We start from the raw sequence: 22953 nt of genomic DNA, 5'->3' as shown, positions 1-22953 counted from the left end.
CCGGTTCAGTCGGCGGCCGACGGCCGCAGCGTGACGGCGCCGAGCGCCGCCAGTCTTTCGATTTCCTGATCGTCGAGACCGAGCGCGGCCAGCCGTTCGCGGCTATGTTCGCCGAGCAGCGGTGGCGCCGATTGCACGGCGCCCGGCGTCCGCGACAGGCGGGGTGCCGGTGCCGGTTGACGCACCCCGGCCAGCTCGATGAACGCACCGCGCGCCCGGTTGTGCGGGTGGTCGGCGGCTTCGCCCAGCGCCAGCACCGGCCACACGCAGTCGTCGCTGTCGGCGAACAGGGTTTCCCAGTGGCGGCGCGGCTGGGCACGGAAGATTTCCGTCAGGCGCCGCTTCATTACCGGCCAGCGGCGGCTGTCGTACTGCGCGCCGCTGAAGTCGGGGTCGCCGGCCAGACCCAGCCGTTCGACGAAGCTGGCGTAGAACTGCGGTTCGAGCGGGCAGACGCTGAGCCAGAGCTCGTCGGCGCACTGATAGACGTCGTAGAACGGGGCGCTCGAATCGATCGCGCAATTGCCCTGCCATTCGCCGAGCGCTTCCAGGTTGAACAGGCCGTGGCCGAGCAGCGCCGCGCCTTCGCACATGGCGGCGTCGATCACCTGGCCGCGGCCGCTGCGCTGCGCCTCGAACAGCGCGCAGGCGATGCCCCAGGCCAGAACCAGGCCGCCGCCGCCCATGTCGCCGACCAGCGTCGGCGGCGCCCACGGCGCACCGCCATGGCGCCGGCCGCTGTCGAGAACGCCGGCGATCGCCGCGTAGTTGGCGTCGTGACCGGCGCGCGGGGCGAGCGGGCCGTCCTGCCCCCAGCCGGTCATGCGGCCGTAGATCAGGCGCGGATTCTCCGCCAGGCAGACGTCGGGGCCGAAGCCCAGGCGTTCCATGACGCCGGGCCGGAAACCTTCGATCAGCACGTCGGCGTCGGCGATCAGGCGTAGCACCAGCGGCCGGACTTCAGGATTCTTGAGGTCGATGCACAGCGATTTCTTGCCGCGGTTGGCCACCGCCTTGCGGCCGCCGCCGAAGAGTTGCGAGGCAAAGGTGCCGCCGGCGCGTTCGAGCAGCGTGACTTCGGCGCCCATGTCGGCGAGCAGCATGCCGCAGAAGGGGCCGGGGCCGATGCCGGCGAATTCGACGACCTTGACGCCGGCCAGCGGGCCGCTGGCGGGTGGGTTGCTGACTGTCTCCATGATTCTCCGTTGTCGGTTGTGTTTTGCCGAAGTATCGCATGCGTTTGGCGCGGGCGCGGGGCTTCGGGCATGATTGGGGATTGACCGGAGGACAGCGATGAAGAGCAGGATCGACGAACTGCTGGCGCGGATTGCCGCGCTACAGGACGAACTCGAGGGCGAGTACCGCAACACGCGGGAGGAGTGGGCGCGCCGCAAGGCCGATCTGGCCGACGAATTTGCCCGCCAGCAGCGGCGCTACAAGACTGGGCTGTTCCGTTTCCTGATCCGCTCGCGTCTGCTGGTGATCCTGACCGCGCCGGTGATTTACGCCGGCTGGGTTCCCTTCCTGCTGATGGACCTGTTCGTCAGCGTTTACCAGGCGGTCTGCTTTCCGATCTATCGCATTCCCCGGGTGCGTCGTGCCGACTACATCGTTTTCGACCGCGCCGACCTGCCCTACCTGAACATCATCGAGAAGTTCAACTGCTTCTATTGTTCCTACGGTAACGGTGTCGCCGCCTATACGCGCGAGGTCGCCGCCCGTACCGAGCAGTACTGGTGTCCGATCAAGCATGCGCGGCGGGTCAAGGCGGCGCACGACCATTACCCGAAATTTTTCGACTACGGCGACGCCGAGGCCTTCCAGCAGGGCCTGAACCGGCTGCGCCGGCAATACGACGACGAACGCCGCGACTGACGCCCGCTCCCTTCGGCTCAGTGCGCCTGGGCGTAGCGGGCGTTCTTGCAGGCGTACATCCGTTGGTCGGCCAGTTCGAGGAGGGCGGCGATGTCGTCGCTGTCGTGCGGGAAGGCGGCGGCGCCGATGCTGGCGCGTAGCGGCAGCGCCAGGCCGTCGACCGAAAAAGGCTGGCTGATCTGCTGTTCCAGGCGGTCGACCGCCGCTTCGATGCCGTGCGGTATCGGCTCGACCGGTTGCAGGATGATCGCGAATTCGTCGCCGCCCAGGCGGGCAACAGTGTCGGAGTGGCGGGCGGTGGCGTGGATGCGCTGGGCGAATTCGCGGATCACCAGATCGCCGGTGCGATGGCCGTAGGTGTCGTTGATGCGCTTCAGGCCGTCCATGTCGATCATCAGCACGCCGGCCGGTGCGGTGGTCCGGGGCCGGCGGGCGATGACGTTGCGCAGACGGTCCATGAACAGGGCGCGGTTGGCGAGTCCGGTCAGCGGGTCGTGGGTGGCACGATGGAAGAGATCGTCGCTGCCCAGTTGCGTGGCGTGGTACATCGCCGCACTGACGCTTTCCGAAAGCAGGTTGAGCAGGGTTTCGTCGGCGGCGCTGAAGCCCTTCGGGGTGATCGACATCGCCTTCAGGACGCCGATTGCCTGTTCCCGGTAAATCAACGGCAACACCAGCATCGAACGCAGGCCGACGCGCCGGCAGGCTTCGCGGTCGACGCGCGGGTCGGCGTCGGTGTCGTCGCTGCGCAGCGTCTTGCCGATGGCGATGCAAGCGCCGGATAGGCTGCCTTCGCGCTGCAGGCGCAGGCCGAGGTGGGCGGCGCCGATGCCGGAGGCCGCCCGGTAAACCATCTCGTCGCCTTCGGCGAGTTCGATGACCGCGCCGTCGGCGGCGATCAGCGGAACGATGGTGTCGACCACCAGCGACAGCACGGCACCGAGGTCGGGGCCGAGCTTGATGATCGCGGTCTGCAGCGCGTTGATTTCCAGCAGCTGATTTTTGGTAGGCATGGCGATTGGCGCGGGCGGAAATGGGGGGCGCGCGCCAGTATAAGACTATGCCAAAAGATATGGTCGGTCTCGGCCGATAAAACCGGGATGCTGTTGCAATGTTACAACCCGGCTTCTGGCGTCAGCCCTTGCGGCCGAGCAGGCCGCGCACCGCGTCCTGGAGATCGGCGGGGAGAACGACCAGCTTGGCGTTGTCCTTCTCGCCCAGGCGCTCCATTGCCGCGATGTATTTCTCGCCGAGCAGGAAGGCCATCGGCCCGGTCTGCTCGCCGATCGCCGCGCTGACCCGGCGGATCGCCTCGGCCGACGCCTCGGCCATCATCACCTGGGCGTTGGCGTCGCGCTTGGCCGACTCAAGGCGGGCTTCCGCTTCGAGGATGGCCGATTGCTTGGCGCCTTCCGACTTGGTCACCACCGCCTTGCGCTCGCGCTCGGCGGCGGCCTGCATTTCCATCGCCTTCTGCATCGACTGCGACGGCTTGATGTCCTGGATTTCCACCGACTTCACCGTCAGGCCCCAGTCGATCGCTTCGTCGGCGATGCTTTCGCGCAGCCGAGCCTTGATCTTGTCGCGCGACGACAGCGCTTCGTCGAGTTCCATTTCGCCGACGATCGAGCGCAGCGTGGTCATGATCAGGTTGCGGATCGCCTCGGAAAAGTCGGTGACGCCATAGACTGCCTTGACCGGGTCGGTCACTTTGACGAAGGCGATGGCGTTGGTCAGGATCACCGCGTTGTCGCGGGTGATCACTTCCTGCTCCTGGACGTCGAGAATGATGTCCTTGGTGACCAGTTGGTAGGCGATGCGGTCGATGTAGGGAATGACCACGTTGAGGCCCGGCTTCAGCGTGCCGTGGTATTTGCCCAGGCGCTCGACGATCCATTCCTCACCCTGCGGCACGATGCGCACGCCCTTGGCGATGGTGACGACGACGAAGGCAAGCAGGGCGAGGGCAACGACGAATCCGGCTTCCATGGGGAACTCCCTTCAGTTTTTGACGACTTTCAGATAACTGCCTTCAACGGCGACGACGCGCACCCGCTCACCGGCGGCGATGGCGCTGTCGGCGAGACAGACCCACTCGTCGGCGCCGAGCAGCGGCCGCTGGAAACGCACGCGGCCCTTCTGGAACGGTTCGATGGCGCCGGTCAGCAGGCCGATCTCGCCGATCGCTTCGCCGTCGGCGGTGCCGCTCTGGGTCGCCTGCTGCGCCTGGCGGAAGACGCGGAACCAGAGCACGGTCATGGCCAGCGAGGCGACGATCCAGCACAGCACCTGCGCAGTCAGCGGCAAGCCGGGGGCGAGCAGCAGGAGCAGCCCGACGAGCAGCGCGCCGAGGCCGAACCAGATGATGTAGAAGGCCGGCATGGCGAGTTCGGCGAGCACCAGGGCAATGCCGCCGACGATCCAGTGCCACCATTCGGGTTGCATGACGATATCCATGCCGCCGAGTATTTCGGGTTTGTCCGCCGTGGTCAAGGCGGGCTGTGGTTTTTACGGATTCAGCCGGGCCGTGTCGCGGCTTAGAATGGGCCGATGCAAACCGTTCTCCTGCTGCTCCCCGACTTCTCGCTGATCCTGCTCGGCGCCGCGATCCGGCGCTGGATGCACCTGGGCGACCATTTCTGGAGCGGGGTCGAGAAACTGGTCTATTTCATCCTGTTTCCCGCGTTGCTGGTGAATGCGATCATGCGCACCCAGCTCGATCTCGGTGCGGCGCTGCCCCTGCTCGCCACCGCCTTCGCCGCGATGGCCGGCGGCATGCTGCTCGGCCTGCTGCCGCGTGTCTTCCTGCAAGTGCCCGCGCTTAGCTTCGCCTCGATCTACCAGTGCGCCTACCGTTTCAACTCCTACATCGCGCTGGCCGTCGCCGGCATGTTGTTCGGCCGCCCGGGGATCGCCACCATGGGCCTGGTGGTCGGCGCCGCGGTGCCTTTCGCCAACCTGGTCTCGGTGTGGATGCTGGCTCGCCACGGTGAGATCGGTCTGTGGCGGGAAGTGGCGCGCAACCCGCTGATCTGGGCGACGGCCGGCGGTTTCCTGCTCAACCTCGCCGGTTTCCTGCCGCCGCCTCCGTTGCAGGCCTTTCTCGGCCGCCTGGCCGACGCCTCGATCGCCCTCGGCCTGATTGCCGTCGGTGCAGCCTTGCGTCTTGACGGTACGGCGGGCCTGCGTTTGCTCTCCGGCTGGCTGCTCGCCGTCAAATTGCTGGCACTGCCGCTGATCGCCATCGCCGTCGGGCGGGCGGTCGGCCTGAGCGGGTTGAACTTCCAGATTGCCGTGCTGTTCGCGGCGATGCCGACTGCATCGTCGGCCTACATCCTGGCCATGCGCATGGGCGGCGACGGGCGCAGCGTTGCCTGGCTGATCTCGGCGAGCACGCTGCTGGCGATGCTCAGCCTGCCGCTGTGGGCGGCCTGGCTGATCGGCTGACGGCTTATTTCTTGGGCGCCGGGCGACGCGCTTTGGATTTCTCTTCGGGGACCGGCTCGGCGGCTTTCGCCTGGGCGGCGGCTTCGACGTTCTGCTGCAGGTGCTCGCGCATCTGCTGCATCATCTGCCACGGCCACAGCGCCGCTTCCGAGAAGGCTTTGCCGGCTTCCTCGGTGGGCGCTTCCGGGGCGGCCGGCTCATTCATCTGACGGGCGGCGTCGGAGGCCATCTGGCCCATCGCCTGCATCGTGCTCACCGTGCTGCGTTGCATTTCCAGGCCCTGGATGGTCATCTGCAGCATCGACAGGTTCATCCGCAGCCAGCCTTCGACCGCCTTGAGGTCCTTGATCCGCTTGTCGAGTTCTTCCAGGTCGAAGGTTGGGGTGACCATGCCGGGCAGACCGAAACCCATGTTGCTCCAGATGTTGCGCATGAAGTTGAGCGGGTCGTTGGCAGATGCTTGGTTCATTTTTGTCTCCTCCGGGGTCATCTGATGCAACGATCTTAAACCACTTTTATCGTGCAAAATGATAAATTAGCGCCTGCTATGAAAAAGGAATAACCGATGCTCAAGCTGTTGGTGGTTGAAGATCACGCATTGGTCCGCGAGGGACTGGTCGGCCTGCTTTCCCAGGTGGAAGACGGTGTGCACGTATTCGAGAGCGCCGATTTCGAGAGCGCGCTGAGCGTGCTCGACAGCGAAGGCGATTTCGATCTGGTCCTGCTCGATCTTGCCCTGCCGGGGATCGACGGCTTCGCCGGGCTCGACATCCTGCGCCGTCGCTATCCGGCGATGCCTGTGGCGGTGGTTTCGGCTTTCGACGACCAGCCGACGGTGACCCGGGTGATGAACCTCGGCGCTTCCGGCTTCATTCCCAAGGCACTCAACGGTGAACGTCTGCTGCTGGCGGTGCGCGACGTGCTGGCCGGCAATATCGTCCGCCCGAGTGGCCAGATGCCGGCGCGTCTCGACGACGCGGTGCCGCTGCCGCCCTCCAGCGTCAGCGTCAAGCCCGGCGAAATCGGCCTGACCGAGCGCCAGGCGCAGGTGCTGTGCCTCATGGTGCGCGGTCTGTCGAACCGCGACATCGCCGATCAGCTCGACCTCTCCGAAGGTACGGTGAAGATTCACGCGACCGCGGTCTTCAAGGCGCTCGGCGTCACCAGCCGGACCCAGGCGCTGGTCACGGCGGCCCGCTACGGCATCGATTTCAGCGACGTCTTCTGAGACTCAGGCAATCGGCCCGCGCGGCGCGCTGGCGCGCAACAGGGCGCGCAGGCGCGCTGGCCGGACCGGCGGCGCCAGCACGTGGGCGTTGGCCGGCAGGGGGGCGCCGCCGCTCGGGCCGATGACGATCAAGGCCATTCCCGGATCGAGATCGGGAACCCAGGCGGCGTCGCAGACGACGATGGTGTCGCTGCGCAAGCGCTCCACCGACTGCCGGTCGCCGCTGCTCGTGGCGTAGCTCCACGAAGCGATCAGTTCGCGGCAGGCGGCCAGTTCTTCCGATTCGCCGACGAAATGGACGGCGCCGTTGCTGGCTTCGCGGTTGCTCCGGACGCTTGGTGTCGCCTGTTCCGCCGCTCGTTCGACGAGCAGCGAGAAGGTCGTCCCATTGCCGATCTGCGAGGCTAGCGAAACTTCGATACCCAGCCCCTTGGCCAGTCGCTGGACGATGGAGAGACCGAGGCCGAGGCCGCCGTCCTGTTCGCGGGCGACGTTGGCGACCTGATAGAACTCGGCGAAGATCGCCGCCCGGTGTTCGCGGGCGATGCCGATGCCGCTGTCGCGTACCTCGATGCGCAGGCGGTCGCCCTGAAGGCGGGCACCGACCACGATGGCGCCGCCGGCCGGCGTGTAGCGCAGGGCGTTGGAAATCAGGTTGCCGAGCATGCGTTCGAGGAGTTGCGGGTCGCTATAGACGAAATAGCGCGGCGTGTGGAAGCGCAGGCGCAACTGGTGGGCTTCGGCCTGCCGGAAAAAAGCGTCGTGCAGGCGCTGAAAAACCGCGGCCAGCGGGAAGGGCTGCAGATTGGCACGGACCCCGTCGATGTCGAGGCGGGAAATATCGAGCAGGGCGTTGAGCATGTCGCCCAGGGTTTGCGTCGAGGCGGCAATCTGTTCGGCAATGCGCGGCACTTCGCGCAGTTTGCCAGCGGCGGCTTGGCGCAGCAGGTCGGTGGTGAACAGCGAAAGCGCGTGCAGCGGCTGCCGGAGGTCGTGGCTGGCGGCGGCGAGGAAGCGGCTCTTGGCGGCGTTGGCGCGCTCGGCGGTGTCTTTTTCGGCAGCCAGCGCGGCGGTCGCCTGGTCGATGCGCTCTTCCAGCAGGTCGCGGCTGTCGGCGAGGGCTTCGGCCATCGCCCGCAGGTCGCGCACCTGGCGGCGGACCAGGACGGCGCCGAAGAAGAGCAGGGCGCTGAGCATGATGCCAAGGGTGCCGATTTCGAACAGGCGGTTGCGCCAGTTGGCGAGCAGCGAATCGGTCGGCATCATCGCCACCATGCGCAGATCGGAGAAGCCGGGGACGGGCGTCGTCGAGATCAGCAGGCCGCTGACTTCGACGATGCCGGTTTCCGGGATCATGCCGGCGGCGCGGCCGCCGAACAGGGCGACCCCAGCTTGCTGGCCGAGAATGCCGGAGCGGGGGCTGAGATCGCTGGGCCGGCAGGAGGCGACGATTTCCCCCTTGGCATTGGTCAGCACCGCGTCGAAGTCGTCGGAAAGACGGTTTGCCCAGCAGAAATCCTGCATGTAGGCCGGTTCGATCGCGGCGAAGGCGGCGCCGGCGAAGCTGTTGCCCGGGCCGCTCAGGCGGTGGGCAATGGCGTAGGTGTAGTGGTCGGAATTGCGCCCGACATAGGGGCCATAAGTGGTCCACGGTGTGCCGCGGGCGAGGGTGGCGAAATAGGGGCGGTCGCTGATGTTGATCTGCGGGCTGGGAAAATAGCTGGAGATGAAGCGCTGGTTGCCCAGGGCGTCGAAGACGCTCAGGTCGCGTAACTGGGGCATCGCGCGGGAATGGCGCTGGGCGATGTACTCCCAGCCTTTGACCGGCTCCCAGTCCGGCCAGTCGGCGCGATTGAGCGAGAGATCGGTTGCCACTTCCTTGACCAGGACGTCGACCGCTTCGAAGGCGCGGGCGGTGTGTTCGGCCATCATCACCGAGAACTGCTTGAGGCGGGTTTCGCCGCTGTCGATGTCGCGCTGGTAGGAAAGCACCAGGTCGGTAAGGAAAATGACCAGCACCGTCAGCGTCCCGAGCAGGGCCACCAGCAGGGCGAGTTTTTCCGGCTTGCGCGTCAGCTGCATGCGGGATCAGATCCGGTAGCAGTACAACGGCCGCGGCGGCGAGCAAGCGACCTCGACAATGCACTCCGGCGTCACCCCGGGTACCGGGAAACTGTTGCTGACGAAGAGGCTGCCCGGTTTCATTTCGGCCCTGGCCTTTTCCCACAGCTTGGGCATCGGCACCGGCGACAGGAAGGCATAGACCAGATCGTGTTCGCCGAGCGGCATCTGCCACAGGTCCTCCCACAGCCAGTGGAGGTTGGGCCGGCCGACGCCGAGGATGCGGCCAATCAGCCAGGTCAATGGCGCGTTTTCGGCGCCGGTGAATTGGCGATCCGGCCAGCGGTCGGCGAGCGGGATGAGTGTGCTGCCGATGCCGGCGCCGAGGTCGAGGAAGCGTTGGCTTTCCTCCTTGCCGATCAACTCGTCGAGGGCGGCGACGGTCTCGCGGTTGGAGAGGTAGAGCGGCACCTGCCCGGAAAGCGCGCCGCGATAGACCAGCAGCAACAGGATGAAAGCGAGCAGGAACCAGCCGGGGTCGATGTTGAGCGTCCAGGTCAGCCAGACCAGGGGCATGAACAGGGCGTGGATCAGGCGCCACCACCAGGCCTGGCGGGTGATCGTCGCCAGCGCCAGGGCGACGGCGCCGATCAGCAGGCTGGTCTGCTGCCAGGGCATGCTGCCGCCGGCCCAGCCATAGTAGGGCCAGGCCAGCGAGAGGACGAGGATGACGGCGGCGCCCTGCAGGGCGAACTGGCGAAGCGGGGTCGATGACATCCCGCGATTCTACCCAGATTTATGCCATGCTCGCCGCGCGGGCTTGCTCCCGTTTCTGCCTGGCCGGCGCCAGCGCCGCCTCGCGCACCGGGCCGTAGCCCCGGACTTCGGCTGGCCAGGCGGCAAGGTTCCGCGCCGAGCTTGGGCGATGCTTGAGGATCAGCTCAAGGTCGGCCTCGTAGTCGGCGAGCAGGGCGCGATCCGTTTTTCGCTCGACACTGTTGCGCAAGGGGTCCAGCCAACTGCCGCGCAGCCGCCGGGCCTTGGCGAGCAGCGCGAGAGCGGGCTGTAGCCAGGGACCGAAACGCCATTTCTTCGGCCGCCCGTCCGGCCCCGGGCGGTGCAGTCCCGGCGGCGCCAGATGGAAGGCAAGCTTGCCGCCCTGGAAAGTTTCCGCCAGGCGCTGGGCGAAGTCGCCCTCTGTATACAGCCGCGCCACCTCGTATTCGTCTTTGGGGGCGAGGAGGCGGGCGTACTGCTCGGCCACCGTGCGCGTCAGCGCCTCGTCGCCGAGGGCGCGGATGGCGGCGACGCGCTGCGTGTAGCGCTCGGCCAGCGCCGCGTCCTGGTAGGCAGTGAGGTGGGTGGCGCGGTGGGCGATCAGTTCGGCTAGCGTCATTTCCTGGCGCTGCGTCTGCAGCGGCCCGGCGATGCTTTCGACTTTCTGCCGGTCGACCGCCGCGCGCCGGCCCCACTGGAAGGCCTGGCGGTTGGCGGCCACCGCCGTGCCGTTGAGTTCGATGGCGCGGTCGAGCGACGCCGCCGACACCGGCACCAGCCCCTTCTGCCAGGCGTAGCCGAGGAGCAGGGCGCCGGCGAACAGGGTGTCGCCGAGCAGGCGTTCGGCGAGGTGCTGGGCGTCGAGGAAATCGACGGCGTCGGCGCCGAGGGTGTCGGTCAGCTGCTTCTGCAGGCCGGCCTGCGGGAAGCGCCAGTCGCGGTTGCGGGTGAATTCGGCGGTCGGCGTGTCGGTGCTGCTGACCACGGCGCGCGTCTTGCCTTCGAGCATCTTGGCGAGCGCATCGCTGCTGGCGCTGACCACCAGGTCGCCGCCGAGGATGGCGTGCGCCTCGCCGGTGGCGATGCGGGCGGCGTGGATGTCCTCCGGCCGGTCGGCGATGCGCAGGTGCGAGAAGACGGCGCCGTACTTCTGCGCCAGCCCGGTCATGTCCAGCGTCGACACGCCCTTGCCGTCGAGGTGGGCGGCCATGCCGATCAGTGCGCCGAGGGTGATCGTGCCCTGGCCGCCGACGCCGGTGATGATCAGGTTCCACGGTGTTGCCGTGGACGGCAGCGCAGGCGCCGCCAATATCGGCCAGTTTGTGCTGTCGACCGCAGGGCTCGGTTTTTTCAGCGTACCGCCCTCGATAGTCACGAAACTCGGGCAGAAGCCCTTCAGGCACGACAAATCCTGGTTGCACGCCGATTGGTTGATCCGCCGCTTGGTCCCGAATGCGGTTTCAACCGGCTCGACCGACAGGCAGTTGGACTGCACCGAGCAGTCGCCGCAGCCTTCGCAGACGTCCTCGTTGATGAAGGCGCGCTGCGTCGCCGCCGGCATTTTGCCGCGCTTGCGGCGCCGGCGCGCTTCGGTAGCGCAGACCTGGTCGTAGATCAGGATGGAGACGCCGGGGAATTCGCGCAGCTCGCGCTGCACGGCGTCGAGTTCGTCGCGGTGGCGGACCGGCACGTTCGGCGCCAGATCGCGGATCGTCGCGTATTTTTCCGGCTCGGCGGCGACGATGACCATCTTGCCGACGCCTTCGGCCTCCAGTTGGCGGGTGATGCGGGCGACGCTGAGGACGCCGTCCACCGGCTGGCCGCCGGTCATGGCGACGGCGTCGTTGTAGAGGATCTTGTAGGTGATCGGTACCTTGGCCGCGATCGACTGCCGGATGGCGAGCAATCCCGAGTGGAAATAGGTGCCGTCGCCAAGGTTGGCGAAGATGTGCTTCTCTTCGGTGAATGGCGCCTGGCCGACCCAGGGCACGCCTTCGCCGCCCATGTGGGTGAAGGTTGAGGTTTGCCGATCCATCCAGGTCACCATGTAATGGCAGCCGATGCCGGCGACGGCGCGCGAGCCTTCGGGGACTTTGGTGGAGGTGTTGTGCGGGCAGCCGGAGCAGAAGTGCGGTTTGCGCTCGGCCAGCACCAGCGGGGTCTTCAGCGCCTGCTGCTTGCCTTCGATCAGTTTGAGCCGCGCCTCGATGGTCGGCGAGGTGAAGAAGCGCCCGATGCGTCGGGCGATGACGCGGGCGATGCTCGCCACGGGCAGTTCGCCGGCGGCCGGCAGCAGCCAGTCGCTGTGCGCCAGGTAGCCGGTGTCGCCCGCGGTCCACTCGCCTTTTTCGTCAAATTTGCCGACCACGCGCGGGCGCACGTCATCGCGCCAGTTGTACAGCTCTTCCTTCAACTGGTATTCGAGCAACTGGCGTTTCTCTTCGACGACGAGGATTTCCTCCAGCCCCTCGGCAAAGTGGCGCACGCCTTCCGGCTCCAGCGGCCAGACCATGCCGACCTTGTACAGGCGGATGCCGATCTGCGCGGCGAGCGCGTCATCGATGCCCAGTTCGTCGAGCGCCTGGCGCACGTCGAGGTAGCTTTTCCCCGCCGTCAGGATGCCCAGGCGCGGCGCCGGCGAATCGATCACCACGCGGTCGAGCCGGTTCGCCCGGCAATAGGCGAGCGCCGCGTAAAGCTTGTAGTTGAGCAAGCGCGCTTCCTGGAGCAGCGGCGGGTCCGGCCAGCGGATGTTGAGACCGTCGGGCGGCAGGCTGAAATCGGTCGGGATCTTGATATCGACCGCAGCCGGGTCGATATTCACCGACGCCGAAGTTTCAACCGTGTCGGCCAGCGCCTTGAGCGCCACCCAGCAGCCGGAATAGCGGCTCATTGCCCAGCCGTGCAGGCCGAAGTCGAGGTATTCCTGCACATTGGCCGGGTAGAGCACCGGCATCATCACTGCCTTGAAGACATGCTCGGTCTGGTGCGGCAAGGTTGACGACTTGGCCGCGTGATCGTCGCCGGCAATGACCAGGACGCCGCCAAACTTGGCCGAACCGGCGGCGTTGGCATGGCGGAAAACATCGCCGCAGCGGTCCACGCCCGGCCCCTTGCCGTACCACATGCCGAACACGCCGTCGTACTTTGCGCCGGGGAAGAGTCCGACCTGCTGGCTGCCCCAGACGGCAGTCGCCGCGAGGTCTTCATTGACGCCCGGCTGGAAGGTGACGTGGTGGTCGGCGAGGTGGGCCTTGGCCTGCCACAAGCCAAGGTCGAGATTGCCGAGCGGACTGCCCCGGTAACCGGAAATGAAACCGGCGGTGTTCAGCCCGGCGGCGAGGTCGCGCTCGCGCTGCAACATCGGCAGGCGGATCAGCGCCTGGGTGCCGGTCAGATAGACGCGGCCGGTGTGGCGGGAATACTTGTCGTCCAGCGTCGCGGTGATCGATGCCGGCAGATCGGGTTTGCCCATGTTTGTCTCCATTGTCTGCGGCCTTGTGAGCCGGTTGTGATCTCCCTGCTCGCCGGGGGTAGTGGCGGGCGGGATTTGGAGTTTGGAGTATCGGGGGGAGGGGATGGTTCTTGCAACAAGGGGACTTGGTTTTTTGACCGCTGTGTTTCGCGTTTGACGCGCGAGCGTTTTCGTTTGCTGAGCCGCTGGGTTCCGCCGTTGACCGGCGGGCGTACTTTCTTCTTGTTTCGCCAAGAAGAAAGTAGCCAAAGAAGAAGGCGACCCTAGGTCGGCGCCCGCTGCGCGGGTGCCCTGCGCTACTCGGCCCTGGCGGGGGCTGCGCAACTCGCCGCTACGCGGCTCAGACAGTGCTCGCCCTTTTTCCGCCAGGCCCTGCGTTGCTCGGCGCCTCCCAAGGGGCCCGGAAAACCAAACGTTGCTGGAAGCACCGCGGATTTTTCAACCGCCAGTTTTCGTGAACCGCTGGTTTTCGGGGTCCCCCTGAGAGGCGCTGAGCAACGCAGGCGTGCCGGGGGAAGTCGGCGAGGACTGTCTGAGGCCCGCAGGGCCGAGTTCCGCAGCCGCCCGGCGCGTCGAGTAGCGCAAGGGACCGGGCGCAGCCCGGCGCCGACCTGGGGGTGGCTTTCTTTTTGGCTACTTTTTCTCAGCCACACAAGAAAAAGTACGCCCGCCGGTCAGCGGCGGAACCCAGTGGTTCAGCAAACAAGCACGCACGCCCGTCAGACGCGAAACACAGCGCTTCAGCAATAACAAACGCCCGCCTGGCAAAAGCGGATCCCGTCGCCTCGGAAACCAACCCCGCCCGAATATCAGCGCGGATAACCCCGCTTCTCGGCGACAATCAGTCCAAACGCGCCAGCCGCCGCGATTTTAGGGATATTCCGTATTGACGATGCGCTATCTGTATGCGCAGAATCGGTCCCTGTTGTTTCGAGCAGATTTCCCGCCCCCCAATTCAGGAGACTTACCGATGCAAGCCAAGCTTTCCGCAGTAGCCCTCTCCATTGCCGCCGCTTTCGCGCTGTCCGCTTGCGGACCGAAGGAAGAGGCGCCGCCGCCGGTCGCCGCGCCCGCCGCACCCGCCGCCAAGCCCGAAGTCGTCGTCAAGCTCGGCCATGTCGCGCCGATGACCGGCCCGCAGGCCCACCTTGGCAAGGACAACGAGAGCGGTGCCGTTCTCGCCGTCGAGGAGCTGAATGCTCAGGGTCTCGAAATCGGTGGCGCCAAGGTCAAGTTCCAGTTGGTATCGGAAGACGACCAGGCCGACCCGAAGCAGGGCACCATCGTTGCCCAGAAGCTGGTTGACGAAAAGGTCAATGGCGTTGTCGGCCACCTCAACTCCGGTACGACGATCCCGGCTTCCAAGCTGTACGCGGATGCTGGCCTGCCGCAGGTTTCGCCGTCGGCGACCAACCCGAAGTACACCCAGCAAGGTTTCAAGACGGCCTTCCGCGTGATGGCCAACGACGTCCAGCAAGGCAAGGTGCTCGGCGAGTTTGCCGCCAAGCAGGGCGTCAAGACCGTCGCCATCATCGACGACCGTACCGCTTACGGTCAGGGTCTGGCCGACGAGTTCCGCAAGGCGGCCGAAGGCCTGGGCCTGAAGGTGGTGGCTAACGAATACACCACCGACAAGGCGACCGACTTCAAGGCGATCCTGACCAAGATCAAGTCGACCAAGGCCGATCTGGTCTTCTACGGCGGCATGGACGCGCAGGGCGGGCCGATGGTCAAGCAGATGAAGGAACTCGGCATCAAGGCCAAGTTCCTCGGCGGCGATGGCGTCTGCACGCCGGAGTTCATGAAGCTGGGCGGCCCGGCTGCCGACGGTCAGTTCTGCTCGCTGCCGGGCGTGCCGCTGGAACAATTGGCGAAGGGTCCGGAATTCAAGACCAAGTTCAACACCCGCTTTGGCTACGACATCCAACTCTACGCGCCGAACGCCTACGATGCGGTGATGGTGATTGCCGATGCGATGAAGCGTGCTGATTCGGTCGAGCCCGCCAAGTACCTGCCGGAAGTTGGCAAGACCAACCTTGAAGGCGTTACCGGCAAGATCGAGTTCGACGAATTCGGCGACCTGAAGAGCGGCGCAATTTCGCTCTACCAGTACAAGGGCGGCACGTTGAGCTATGTCGAAACCCTGGGTGGTGCCCCGGCTCCGGAAGCTGCCCCGGCGGCGCCGGCCGAGCCCGCCGCCGCGCCGGCAGCTCCTGCGGCCCCGGCCGAAGCGAAGAAGTAAGCAGCCAGTCGGCTCAATGAAACGGCACCGCAAGGTGCCGTTTCCGTATCTTGCAGTCAACGGATTCCAAATGGATATTTTCCTGCAGCAGATTGTCAATGGCCTGGTCCAGGGCAGCATTTACGCGCTGGTCGCGCTGGGTTACACGATGGTCTACGGCATCATGGGCCTGATCAATTTCGCTCATGGCGAGGTGGTGATGATTGGTACGCTGGTTGCCATCACCGTCACCGGTTCGCTGACCGCCGCCGGCATGCCGGTCGGCATTGCCGGCCTGTGCGGTCTGGTCGTTTCCATCCTTTCCTGCATGGCCATCGGCTGGAGTCTGGAGCGAGTGGCGTACCGGCCCCTGCGCGGCTCGCCGCGGCTGACGCCGCTGATCACGGCGATCGGCATGTCGATCGTCCTGCAGAATCTGGCGATGATCCTCTGGGGACGCAATTACATGACCTTTCCGCCGCTGTTGCCGAAGGTCAATTTCGAATTCGCCGGCGCCCATTTCACGCTGGTCCAGGTGGTTATCGTGCTTTTGTCGGCGGCAATGATGACCGGCCTCGTGCTGCTCGTCTATCGCACCAAGCTCGGCATGGCGATGCGTGCCACGGCGCAGAATCCGGCGGTGGCCAGCCTGATGGGGGTGAACATCAACCGGGTCATCTCCGCCGCTTTCGTCATCGGTTCGGCGCTGGCCGCGGTGGCCGGCGTCATGGTTGGCAGCTACTACGAAGTGGCGCACTACCAGATGGGTTTCATCCTCGGCCTGAAGGCCTTCACCGCCGCCGTCCTCGGCGGCATCGGCAACCTGGTCGGGGCGATGGTCGGCGGTGTCCTGCTCGGTATCATCGAGGCGCTCGGCGCCGGTTACATCGGCGACCTCACCGGTGGCTTCCTGGGCAGCCATTATCAAGACATCTTCGCCTTCGCGGTGCTGATCGTCGTGCTGATGTTCAAGCCGTCCGGCCTGTTTGGCGAGAAGACGGGAGATCGCGCATGATGCATGCACCGCTGCTCGCCAATATTTCGTTGGCTGCGCCGTCCGCTTCCTCGCCGTGCCGCAGCACTGTCTCGTCAGCGGCCAGCTTGCCGCCTCGTCTTGCCATCGCATCGGAGCGTGCATGAAAAACTGGCTCAACCCCCGTTCCACCCTGGGGATCGTGCTCATCGCCGCCGCCCTGATCGCCTTGCCCTTCGTCGTCGGCATGGCCGGTCAGGCCTGGGTGCGCATCCTCAATTTCGCCATTCTCTACATCTTCCTGGCGCTCGGTCTGAACATCGTCGTCGGTTTTGCCGGCCTGCTCGATCTCGGCTACATCGCCTTCTATGCGGTTGGCGCCTACACCTGGGCCTTGTTGGCGAGTCCTCACTTCAGTCTGCACTGGCCGATCTGGGCGATCCTGCCGGTCGGCGCCTTGCTCGCCTGTTTCTTTGGCGTATTGCTCGGCTCACCAACGCTGAAGTTGCGAGGCGACTATCTGGCCATCGTCACGCTCGGCTTTGGCGAAATCGTCCGCATCTTCATGAACAACCTGAATGCGCCGATCAACATCACCAACGGGCCGCAGGGGATCACCCTGATCGACCCGGTGAAGTTTGGCGATTTCAGCTTCGCCACGCGCAGCGAGTTCTTCGGTGTGACGCTGACCGGGCCCTACAAGTATTACTACCTGCTGGTGGCGCTGGCGATTCTCATCGTCATCGTCAACCTGCGCCTGCAGGATTCGCGCATCGGCCGGGCCTGGCAGGCGATCCGCGAGGACGAGATCGCCGCCAAGGCGGTCGGTATCAACACGCGCAACGTCAAGCTGCTGGCCTTCGCGATGGGGGCTTCGTTCGGCGGTATCGCCGGCGGCATCTTCGCGGCGATGCAGGGCTTTGTCTCGCCGGAGAGCTTCTCGCTGATCGAATCGATCATGGTCCTGGCGATGGTCGTGCTCGGCGGTATGGGCCACATTCCCGGCGTCATTCTGGGCGCCATCCTGCTCACCTTCCTGCCGGAGATGGCGCGCTATGCGGTGACGCCGGCGCAGGTGGCGCTGTTCGGCAAGGTGCTGATCGATCCGGAAAGCCTGCGCATGCTGTTGTTCGGGCTGGCGCTGGTGCTGGTGATGCGCTTCAAGCCGTCCGGGCTGTGGCCGTCGCCTGAACGTTCCCGTGAATTGGCGGAAAAGACGGCGGGAGTGGCGAAATGAGCGAAGTCCTTCTCGAAGCCCGTTCGGTCGCCAAACATTTCGGCGGGGTCAAGGCCCTGCAGGACGTCTCGCTGTCGATCCGCCAGGGCGAGGTTTATGGCCTGATCGGCCCGAACGGCGCCGGCAAGACGACCTTCTTCAACTGCATGACCGGCCTCTACGTGCCGGACGGCGGCGGTTTCACCTTCGCCGGTGCGCCGTTGCAGGCCGATGCGCCGCAGCGCGCGGCGGAGCGCGGCATTGCCCGTACCTTTCAGAACATCCGCCTGTTCGGCAACATGACGGCACTGGAGAACGTCATGGTCGGCCGCCACGTGCGGACCAAGGCCAGCGTTTTTGGCGCCATCTTCCGCGATCCGAAGACGCGCGCCGAAGAGGCGGCGATCCGCCAGCGTGCGCTCGACCTGCTGCATTACGTCGATATCGCCGACCGCGCCGACGACCTGGCCAAGAACCTTTCCTACGGCGATCAGCGCCGTCTGGAAATCGCCCGGGCGCTGGCCACCGAACCCAAGCTGCTCTGTCTCGACGAGCCGGCAGCGGGGATGAACGCCACCGAAACCGAAGAACTGCGCGTGCTGATCGAAGGCATCCGCAAGGACGGCACGACGGTGCTGCTGATCGAGCATGACGTCAAGCTGGTGATGGGCTTGTGCGACCGGGTCGCGGTGCTCGAATACGGGGCGCTGCTGATCGAGGATGTGCCCGCGATCGTGCAGAAGGATCAACGAGTGATTGAGGCTTATCTAGGTGCTTGAAGTTACCGGACTCCGCGTCGCCTACGGCGGCATCCAGGCGGTGCGCAGCATCACCTTCCATGTGAACGAAGGCGAAACCGTTGCCTTGATCGGTGCCAATGGCGCCGGCAAGACGACCACGCTGAAGGCGATTTCCCGGATGATCGGGATCGCCGGCGGCGACGTTCATTTCTGTGGCGAGAAGATCGTCGGCATCGCGCCGCACGACATCATCCGCAAGGGAATCGCGCTGGTGCCGGAGGGGCGCGGCGTCTTCCCCCGCCTGACGGTGCTGGAAAACCTGCGTATGGGCGCTTTCCTGCGCGACGATAAGGACGGCATCGCCGCCGACACCGAGCGCATGTACGGCTATTTCCCGCGTCTCAAGGAACGTGCCGACCAGCTGGCCGGCACCCTTTCCGGCGGCGAGCAGCAGATGCTGGCGATTGCCCGCGCGCTGATGAGCCGGCCGAAGATGCTGCTGCTCGACGAGCCGTCGATGGGGCTGGCGCCGATCATGGTGCAGAAGATCTTCGAGGTGGTGCGCAACGTCGCCGCCGCCGGCATGACCATCTTGCTGATCGAGCAGAATGCCAAGCTGGCGCTCGAATCGAGCCAGCGCGCCTACGTGCTGGAAAGCGGGGAGATCACGTTGAACGGCGAATCCGCCGCCCTGCTGCACGATCCCAAGGTACGCGCCGCCTATCTCGGTGAGTGAGTCTCAGCGTTCGCCGAAGAGGCGGACGCCGAAGGCAATCAGCGCCACGCCGGCCAGCTTCTCCAGCCAGCGCGCCAGCGGCGAGCCGCTTTGCAGGCGGTTGCCCAGCTTGCGGAACAGCGTCATCACGGTGATGCAGTAGAGGAAGGTCAGCGTGGCGATGCTGCCGGCCATGAAGGCAAAGGTCAGCAGGCCGCGGTGCCGCGCCGGATCGACGAAGAGCGGGAAGAAAGCCATGTAGAAGATGATCGCCTTCGGGTTGAGCAGGGTGATCGTCATCGCCTGCCGCAGGTAGTGGTAAGGCTTGATGTCGAGCAGCGGCGCGGCGCCCGGCTTGGCAAAGAGCATGCGCAGGCCGAGCCAGGCCAGGTAGGCGGCGCCGCTCCACTGGATGGCGGCAAAGGCCGCCGGGTGTGCGGCGAGCAGCGCGGCGACCCCGGCCACCGCCGCCCACATCAGCACCTGGTCGCCGAGGATGACGCCGAACGTCGCCGCCAGGCCGCCGCGCACGCCGCCCTTGGCGGTCGAGGTGAGCAGCGCCAGGTTGCCCGGGCCCGGGATCGCCAGGAAGATCAGCACGGCGACGACAAACGCGCCGTAATCGGCAACGCCGAACATGCTCAGGTCGTCGAGAAGGTGAAAGCGTCGGAGAAGAACTCTTCTTCCGGCAAGCCGCACTGGCTGATGAAGTCCTTGCGCGCGATGTCGATCATCACCGGTGAGCCGCAGGCATAGACCTGGTGGCCGGAGAGGTCGGGGAAATCGGCCAGCACGGCGTGATGGACGAAACCGGTACGGCCGGTCCAGGCATCGTCGGCGGCCGGTTCGGAAAGGACCGGTACGTAGTGGATGTTGGCGTGGTTGGCCGCCCACATTTCCGGCAGCGCGTTCTGGTAGAGGTCGACGCGGGCCTTGGCGCCCCAGTAGATGTAGAGCGGGTGCGGGTAGCGGTCAGCGATGGCCTGTTCGACGATGGACTTGATCGGCGCAAAACCGGTGCCGCCGGCGAGCAGGACGATCGGCTTGCCGGCGTCGTTCTGCAGGCTGAAGCTGCCGTGCGGGCCGTCGAAGCGCAGGATGTCGCGCACCTTCATCGTGGTGAATACCTGTTCGGTGAAGAAGCCACCGGGAACGTGCCGGATGTGCAGTTGCAGCAGATTGTCCTCGTAGGGCGCGTTGGCCAGCGAGAAGCTGCGCTTGCGGCCGTCCTTGAGCAGGATGTCGATGTACTGGCCGGCGAGGAACTGCAGGTGTTCGGCGGCCGGCAGGCGCAGGTGCATGTCGATCACGTCGGGCGCCAGTTTTTCCATCTTCTCGATGCGGGCGGGCAGGGTCTTGACCGGGATGTCGTGTGCCGAGCGCAGTTGCTTGCACTCGATGACCAGGTCGGAACTGGCGTGGGCGCAGCAGTAGAGTGCCAGACCGGCGGCCTTTTCGTCTTCGCTCAAGGCGGCGGCGTGACGGTGTTCGACGCTGCCGTCGAGCACCTTGCCCTTGCAGGCACCGCAGGCGCCGTCCTTGCAGCCGTAGGGCATGGTCAGCCCCTGGCGCAGCGCGGCATCGAGCAGCGATTCATCGGACTCGGCCTCGAACTGGCGGCCGCTCGGCTGGACTGTCACTTGGTAGCGCATCGGTTCCCCTTGGTCGTCGGCTACAATGCCGACGTGCAAAAAATCCTGATTGTCGGCAGCGGGGACGTCGCCCGCCGCATCCTTACCCAGCTTGCGCCGCATTACCGCGTCTATGCCCTGCTGCGCGACCCGGCACGCCATGCGGACTGGCGCCGCGCCGGTGCGCTGCCGGTGGCGGGCGATCTTGACGAGCGGCGCAGCCTCGGTCGCCTCGGCGGCCTCGCCGACATCGTCCTGCACCTGGCGCCGCCGCCAGCCAGCGGCAACCGCGATACGCGAACCCAGCACCTGCTGGCCGCACTGGAAAGCGCGAAAAGTCTACCACGTCGTCTGGTCTACGTAAGCACCACGGGCGTTTACGGCGATTGTGCCGGTGCCCGGATCGACGAGACCAGAGCTTGCTCGCCGGCCAACGCGCGGGCGCAGCGCCGGGTCGATGCCGAACGCCGGTTGCGGGCCTGGGGGGCGCGGCGCGGCGTCGCCGTCAGCATCCTGCGCGCGCCCGGTATCTACGCCGCCGATCGTTTGCCGCTGGCGCGGCTGGAACAGCGGTTGCCGGCGCTGTCCGCCGACGAGGACGTATTCACCAATCACATCCACGCCGACGATCTCGCCGCCGCCTGCCGCGCGGCGATCCGGCGCGGTGCCGCCAATCGCGCCTACAATGCGGTCGATGACTCGGACCTGAAAATGGCCGATTACTTCGATCGCGTCGCCGCTGCCTTCCATCTACCGCGGCCGCCGCGTCTGCCACTGGCGCAATTGGCGCAAGCCGTCTCGGGCGCGCAGTTGTCGTTCATGCGCGAATCGCGGCGCATCGGCAACCGCCGGCTGAAAACAGAATTAAAACTACGCCTCGCTTATCCGACGGTCGACGCCGGCATTGCCGAGGCACTCTCAAGGAGAAACGCATGCTCGTCGTGAAGACCCTGCACATCTGGATGGTGGTTTCCTGGTTCGCCGGCCTGTTCTACCTGCCGCGCATCTACGTCAATCTGGCGATGGTGCCGGCCGACAGCGTTGCCGAGCGCGAACGTCTGCTGCTGATGTCGGGCAAGCTCTACAAGTTCATGACGCCGCTCGGCATCCTGGCGGTGGCGACCGGGCTGTGGCTGTGGTTTGCCTACGGTTTTTCCGGTGCCTGGCTGCATGCCAAGACCACGCTGGTCGCCGGTCTGGCCGTCTATCACCTGTATTGCGGCCGACTGCTCGGCGATTTCAACCGCGGGCGCAACACCAAGTCGCACGTCTGGTACCGTTTCTTCAATGAAATCCCGGTGATCGTCCTGCTGATCGTTCTTTTCCTCGTTGTCCTCAAGCCTTTCTGACATGAACGAATATTTCGCCATCTGCCCGCGCGGCCTCGAAGAACTCCTGCTTGAAGAACTGCGGGGCATCGGCGCGGAAAACCTGCGCACCACCCACGGCGGCGTCCATTTTTCCGGCGACTGGGCAGTGTGCTACCGCGCCAACCTGGAGTCGCGCCTGGCGACACGCATTCTTTGGCACCTGGTGACCGGTCCCTACGTCAAGGAAGACGACATCTACCGGCTGGCGCTGCGCCAGTTGTGGCCGAACCATTTCGCGGTGACGCGGACGATGCGCGTGGTGACGACGGCGATCAAGTGTCCGCTGAAGTCGCTCGACTACGTCACCTTGCGCGTCAAGGATGCCGTCTGCGACCGTTTCCGCGAGGACTTCGGCGAGCGCCCCAATATCGAGACGCGCGATCCCGACGTCAGCATCCACGTCTTCCTGACCGAGAACCGTTGCACGCTGTATCTCGATACTTCCGGCCGACCGCTGTGGCAGCGCGGCTTCCGCAAGGCGAGCGTGGACGCGCCGCTGAAGGAAAACCTTGCCGCCGGCATCCTGAAAATGACCGGCTGGCAGCCGGGAACGCCGCTGATCGACCCGATGTGCGGCAGCGGCACCTTCCTGCTCGAAGCCGTGCAGGTGGCGCTCGACCGGGCGCCTGGCCTCGATCGCGGTTTCGCTTTCGAGTTGCTGAAGAAGTTCGATGCCCTGGCCTGGGCGCAGATCCGCGCCGCCGCCGAGGCGCGGGTGAAACCGGCCGGGCCGCTGCCGATCTACGGTTCAGACAACGACGAGCGTGCCGTCCGTGCCACCCGCCGCAACCTGCAGGAAGCCGGTTTCGCCGACTGCGTGCGGGTCGAACTCGCCGATTTGCTGGATATCGAGGCGCCTGCTCCGGCCGGCATCCTGCTCAGCAATCCGCCCTACGGCGAACGCATCGGTGAACAGGAAGAGCTGGCGGCTTTTTACCCCCTGCTGGGCAGCGCCCTGAAGCGGCGCTGGGCGGGCTGGAACTGTTTCTTCTTCACCGCAGACCTGCGGCTGCCCAAGCTGGTCGGCCTCAAGCCGAGCCGCAAGACACCGCTGTTCAACGGGCCGCTCGAATGCCGGCTGTTCGAGATCCGCATGGTGGCAGGCAGTAACCGGGATCGCTGAAGCTGGACAGAGGCTGCGTTGGTGTTTGACTCTCCGGGTTTTTCCGCGACAATGCGGAGCGAGCCATCCGGCTCAAAATAAAAAACAACACAGGAGATCAG

21 protein-coding genes are annotated in these 22953 nt (G+C 65.7%); 11 read left to right on the top strand and 10 right to left on the bottom strand.

What is annotated here, in order from left to right:
- Nucleotides 1-5: 5 nt before the first annotated feature.
- A complete protein-coding gene (locus tag ACLIIZ_RS06830) occupies nt 6-1196 on the bottom strand; it encodes a CaiB/BaiF CoA transferase family protein (protein ID WP_416691361.1) in 1191 nt (396 codons plus the stop codon).
- A 97-nt stretch (nt 1197-1293) separates the two neighbouring features.
- Here ACLIIZ_RS06830 and ACLIIZ_RS06825 point away from each other — a divergent pair, with 97 nt between their 5' ends.
- Nucleotides 1294-1875, top strand: coding sequence for a hypothetical protein (locus tag ACLIIZ_RS06825; RefSeq protein WP_416691360.1), 582 nt, complete (start codon nt 1294-1296; stop codon nt 1873-1875).
- 17 nt (nt 1876-1892) lie between these two features.
- On the opposite strand, the gene ACLIIZ_RS06820 is transcribed toward ACLIIZ_RS06825, so the two are convergent.
- The 3 genes from ACLIIZ_RS06820 to ACLIIZ_RS06810 all read right to left on the bottom strand — a co-directional run bounded on the left by ACLIIZ_RS06820 (nt 1893) and on the right by ACLIIZ_RS06810 (nt 4320).
- Nucleotides 1893-2888, bottom strand: coding sequence for a sensor domain-containing diguanylate cyclase (locus ACLIIZ_RS06820; protein WP_416691359.1), 996 nt, complete (start codon nt 2886-2888; stop codon nt 1893-1895).
- 121 nt (nt 2889-3009) lie between these two features.
- Nucleotides 3010-3864, bottom strand: a complete 855-nt coding sequence (locus ACLIIZ_RS06815) for an SPFH domain-containing protein (protein ID WP_416691358.1) — start codon at nt 3862-3864, stop codon at nt 3010-3012.
- Between the two features lie 12 nt (nt 3865-3876).
- Nucleotides 3877-4320 (bottom strand): NfeD family protein, encoded by a 444-nt coding sequence (locus tag ACLIIZ_RS06810; RefSeq protein ID WP_416691357.1) that lies wholly within the window; start codon nt 4318-4320, stop codon nt 3877-3879.
- Between the two features lie 105 nt (nt 4321-4425).
- Between ACLIIZ_RS06810 and ACLIIZ_RS06805 the strand changes: the two genes are divergently transcribed.
- Nucleotides 4426-5322, top strand: coding sequence for an AEC family transporter (locus ACLIIZ_RS06805; protein WP_416691356.1), 897 nt, complete (start codon nt 4426-4428; stop codon nt 5320-5322).
- 4 nt (nt 5323-5326) lie between these two features.
- On the opposite strand, the gene ACLIIZ_RS06800 is transcribed toward ACLIIZ_RS06805, so the two are convergent.
- Nucleotides 5327-5791, bottom strand: a complete 465-nt coding sequence (locus ACLIIZ_RS06800) for a PhaM family polyhydroxyalkanoate granule multifunctional regulatory protein (protein WP_416691355.1) — start codon at nt 5789-5791, stop codon at nt 5327-5329.
- 96 nt (nt 5792-5887) lie between these two features.
- Between ACLIIZ_RS06800 and ACLIIZ_RS06795 the strand changes: the two genes are divergently transcribed.
- Nucleotides 5888-6550, top strand: coding sequence for a response regulator (locus ACLIIZ_RS06795; RefSeq protein WP_416691354.1), 663 nt, complete (start codon nt 5888-5890; stop codon nt 6548-6550).
- A 3-nt stretch (nt 6551-6553) separates the two neighbouring features.
- Here ACLIIZ_RS06795 and ACLIIZ_RS06790 read toward each other — a convergent pair whose 3' ends face one another.
- From ACLIIZ_RS06790 to ACLIIZ_RS06780, 3 genes are read right to left on the bottom strand one after another with little or no spacing between them, the layout of a single operon-like run.
- Entirely contained in the window at nt 6554-8632 is a 2079-nt protein-coding gene (locus tag ACLIIZ_RS06790; RefSeq protein ID WP_416691353.1) for a sensor histidine kinase, read from the bottom strand.
- A 6-nt stretch (nt 8633-8638) separates the two neighbouring features.
- Complete coding sequence (locus tag ACLIIZ_RS06785; RefSeq protein ID WP_416691352.1) at nt 8639-9388, bottom strand: class I SAM-dependent methyltransferase; 750 nt, start codon at nt 9386-9388, stop codon at nt 8639-8641.
- Between the two features lie 19 nt (nt 9389-9407).
- A complete protein-coding gene (locus ACLIIZ_RS06780; protein WP_416691351.1) occupies nt 9408-12863 on the bottom strand; it encodes an indolepyruvate ferredoxin oxidoreductase family protein in 3456 nt (1151 codons plus the stop codon).
- A 970-nt stretch (nt 12864-13833) separates the two neighbouring features.
- On the opposite strand from ACLIIZ_RS06780, the gene ACLIIZ_RS06775 reads away from it, so the two are divergent.
- The 5 genes from ACLIIZ_RS06775 to ACLIIZ_RS06755 all read left to right on the top strand — a co-directional run bounded on the left by ACLIIZ_RS06775 (nt 13834) and on the right by ACLIIZ_RS06755 (nt 18749).
- Complete coding sequence (locus tag ACLIIZ_RS06775; RefSeq protein ID WP_416691350.1) at nt 13834-15105, top strand: branched-chain amino acid ABC transporter substrate-binding protein; 1272 nt, start codon at nt 13834-13836, stop codon at nt 15103-15105.
- Nucleotides 15106-15175: 70 nt separating this feature from the next.
- Nucleotides 15176-16099: a branched-chain amino acid ABC transporter permease gene (locus tag ACLIIZ_RS06770; protein WP_416691349.1), complete on the top strand. Its 924-nt coding sequence runs from the start codon at nt 15176-15178 to the stop codon at nt 16097-16099.
- A gap of 121 nt (nt 16100-16220) precedes the next feature.
- The gene (locus ACLIIZ_RS06765; RefSeq protein ID WP_416691348.1) at nt 16221-17294 is read left to right on the top strand and encodes an ABC transporter permease subunit; all 1074 of its coding nucleotides are present in this window, start codon (nt 16221-16223) and stop codon (nt 17292-17294) included.
- Complete coding sequence (locus tag ACLIIZ_RS06760; protein WP_416691347.1) at nt 17291-18052, top strand: ABC transporter ATP-binding protein; 762 nt, start codon at nt 17291-17293, stop codon at nt 18050-18052. Before ACLIIZ_RS06765 ends, ACLIIZ_RS06760 begins: the two co-directional genes overlap by 4 nt.
- The gene (locus ACLIIZ_RS06755; protein WP_416691346.1) at nt 18045-18749 is read left to right on the top strand and encodes an ABC transporter ATP-binding protein; all 705 of its coding nucleotides are present in this window, start codon (nt 18045-18047) and stop codon (nt 18747-18749) included. Before ACLIIZ_RS06760 ends, ACLIIZ_RS06755 begins: the two co-directional genes overlap by 8 nt.
- A 3-nt stretch (nt 18750-18752) precedes the next feature.
- Here the strand turns inward: ACLIIZ_RS06755 and ACLIIZ_RS06750 are convergent, their stop codons facing one another.
- Both ACLIIZ_RS06750 and ACLIIZ_RS06745 read right to left on the bottom strand, forming a co-directional pair.
- Nucleotides 18753-19367 carry a LysE family translocator gene (locus ACLIIZ_RS06750; RefSeq protein WP_416691345.1) on the bottom strand — a complete coding sequence of 205 codons (615 nt, stop codon included), beginning with the start codon at nt 19365-19367 and terminating at the stop codon, nt 18753-18755.
- A 2-nt stretch (nt 19368-19369) separates the two neighbouring features.
- A complete protein-coding gene (locus tag ACLIIZ_RS06745) occupies nt 19370-20380 on the bottom strand; it encodes a CDP-6-deoxy-delta-3,4-glucoseen reductase (RefSeq protein WP_416691344.1) in 1011 nt (336 codons plus the stop codon).
- Nucleotides 20381-20413: 33 nt separating this feature from the next.
- Here ACLIIZ_RS06745 and ACLIIZ_RS06740 point away from each other — a divergent pair, with 33 nt between their 5' ends.
- The 3 genes from ACLIIZ_RS06740 to ACLIIZ_RS06730 are packed head-to-tail and all read left to right on the top strand — an operon-like array spanning nt 20414 to nt 22852.
- Nucleotides 20414-21304 carry an NAD-dependent epimerase/dehydratase family protein gene (locus ACLIIZ_RS06740; protein WP_416691343.1) on the top strand — a complete coding sequence of 297 codons (891 nt, stop codon included), beginning with the start codon at nt 20414-20416 and terminating at the stop codon, nt 21302-21304.
- Nucleotides 21292-21708 (top strand): CopD family protein, encoded by a 417-nt coding sequence (locus ACLIIZ_RS06735; RefSeq protein ID WP_416691342.1) that lies wholly within the window; start codon nt 21292-21294, stop codon nt 21706-21708. The genes ACLIIZ_RS06740 and ACLIIZ_RS06735 overlap by 13 nt, the downstream gene beginning before the upstream one ends.
- A 1-nt stretch (nt 21709) precedes the next feature.
- Nucleotides 21710-22852: a THUMP domain-containing class I SAM-dependent RNA methyltransferase gene (locus ACLIIZ_RS06730; protein WP_416691341.1), complete on the top strand. Its 1143-nt coding sequence runs from the start codon at nt 21710-21712 to the stop codon at nt 22850-22852.
- Nucleotides 22853-22953: the final 101 nt, after the last annotated feature.

The organism is Azonexus caeni, from assembly GCF_048146105.1.
Lineage (GTDB): Bacteria > Pseudomonadota > Gammaproteobacteria > Burkholderiales > Rhodocyclaceae > Azonexus > Azonexus aromaticus_B.
This window is presented reverse-complemented; position numbering and strand designations above follow the sequence as displayed.

What these genes read in the sequence shown, in the direction of transcription:
- ACLIIZ_RS06790 (WP_416691353.1), bottom strand. Translation starts at nt 8,632, where the DNA reads ATGCAGCTGACGCGCAAGCCGGAAAAACTCGCCCTGCTGGTGGCCCTG.
- ACLIIZ_RS06750 (WP_416691345.1), bottom strand. Translation starts at nt 19,367, where the DNA reads ATGTTCGGCGTTGCCGATTACGGCGCGTTTGTCGTCGCCGTGCTGATC.
- ACLIIZ_RS06785 (WP_416691352.1), bottom strand. Translation starts at nt 9,388, where the DNA reads ATGTCATCGACCCCGCTTCGCCAGTTCGCCCTGCAGGGCGCCGCCGTC.
- ACLIIZ_RS06760 (WP_416691347.1), top strand. Translation starts at nt 17,291, where the DNA reads ATGAGCGAAGTCCTTCTCGAAGCCCGTTCGGTCGCCAAACATTTCGGC.
- ACLIIZ_RS06830 (WP_416691361.1), bottom strand. Translation starts at nt 1,196, where the DNA reads ATGGAGACAGTCAGCAACCCACCCGCCAGCGGCCCGCTGGCCGGCGTC.
- ACLIIZ_RS06775 (WP_416691350.1), top strand. Translation starts at nt 13,834, where the DNA reads ATGCAAGCCAAGCTTTCCGCAGTAGCCCTCTCCATTGCCGCCGCTTTC.
- ACLIIZ_RS06820 (WP_416691359.1), bottom strand. Translation starts at nt 2,888, where the DNA reads ATGCCTACCAAAAATCAGCTGCTGGAAATCAACGCGCTGCAGACCGCG.
- ACLIIZ_RS06780 (WP_416691351.1), bottom strand. Translation starts at nt 12,863, where the DNA reads ATGGGCAAACCCGATCTGCCGGCATCGATCACCGCGACGCTGGACGAC.
- ACLIIZ_RS06825 (WP_416691360.1), top strand. Translation starts at nt 1,294, where the DNA reads ATGAAGAGCAGGATCGACGAACTGCTGGCGCGGATTGCCGCGCTACAG.
- ACLIIZ_RS06730 (WP_416691341.1), top strand. Translation starts at nt 21,710, where the DNA reads ATGAACGAATATTTCGCCATCTGCCCGCGCGGCCTCGAAGAACTCCTG.
- ACLIIZ_RS06745 (WP_416691344.1), bottom strand. Translation starts at nt 20,380, where the DNA reads ATGCGCTACCAAGTGACAGTCCAGCCGAGCGGCCGCCAGTTCGAGGCC.
- ACLIIZ_RS06815 (WP_416691358.1), bottom strand. Translation starts at nt 3,864, where the DNA reads ATGGAAGCCGGATTCGTCGTTGCCCTCGCCCTGCTTGCCTTCGTCGTC.
- ACLIIZ_RS06795 (WP_416691354.1), top strand. Translation starts at nt 5,888, where the DNA reads ATGCTCAAGCTGTTGGTGGTTGAAGATCACGCATTGGTCCGCGAGGGA.
- ACLIIZ_RS06735 (WP_416691342.1), top strand. Translation starts at nt 21,292, where the DNA reads ATGCTCGTCGTGAAGACCCTGCACATCTGGATGGTGGTTTCCTGGTTC.
- ACLIIZ_RS06765 (WP_416691348.1), top strand. Translation starts at nt 16,221, where the DNA reads ATGAAAAACTGGCTCAACCCCCGTTCCACCCTGGGGATCGTGCTCATC.
- ACLIIZ_RS06770 (WP_416691349.1), top strand. Translation starts at nt 15,176, where the DNA reads ATGGATATTTTCCTGCAGCAGATTGTCAATGGCCTGGTCCAGGGCAGC.
- ACLIIZ_RS06800 (WP_416691355.1), bottom strand. Translation starts at nt 5,791, where the DNA reads ATGAACCAAGCATCTGCCAACGACCCGCTCAACTTCATGCGCAACATC.
- ACLIIZ_RS06805 (WP_416691356.1), top strand. Translation starts at nt 4,426, where the DNA reads ATGCAAACCGTTCTCCTGCTGCTCCCCGACTTCTCGCTGATCCTGCTC.
- ACLIIZ_RS06810 (WP_416691357.1), bottom strand. Translation starts at nt 4,320, where the DNA reads ATGCAACCCGAATGGTGGCACTGGATCGTCGGCGGCATTGCCCTGGTG.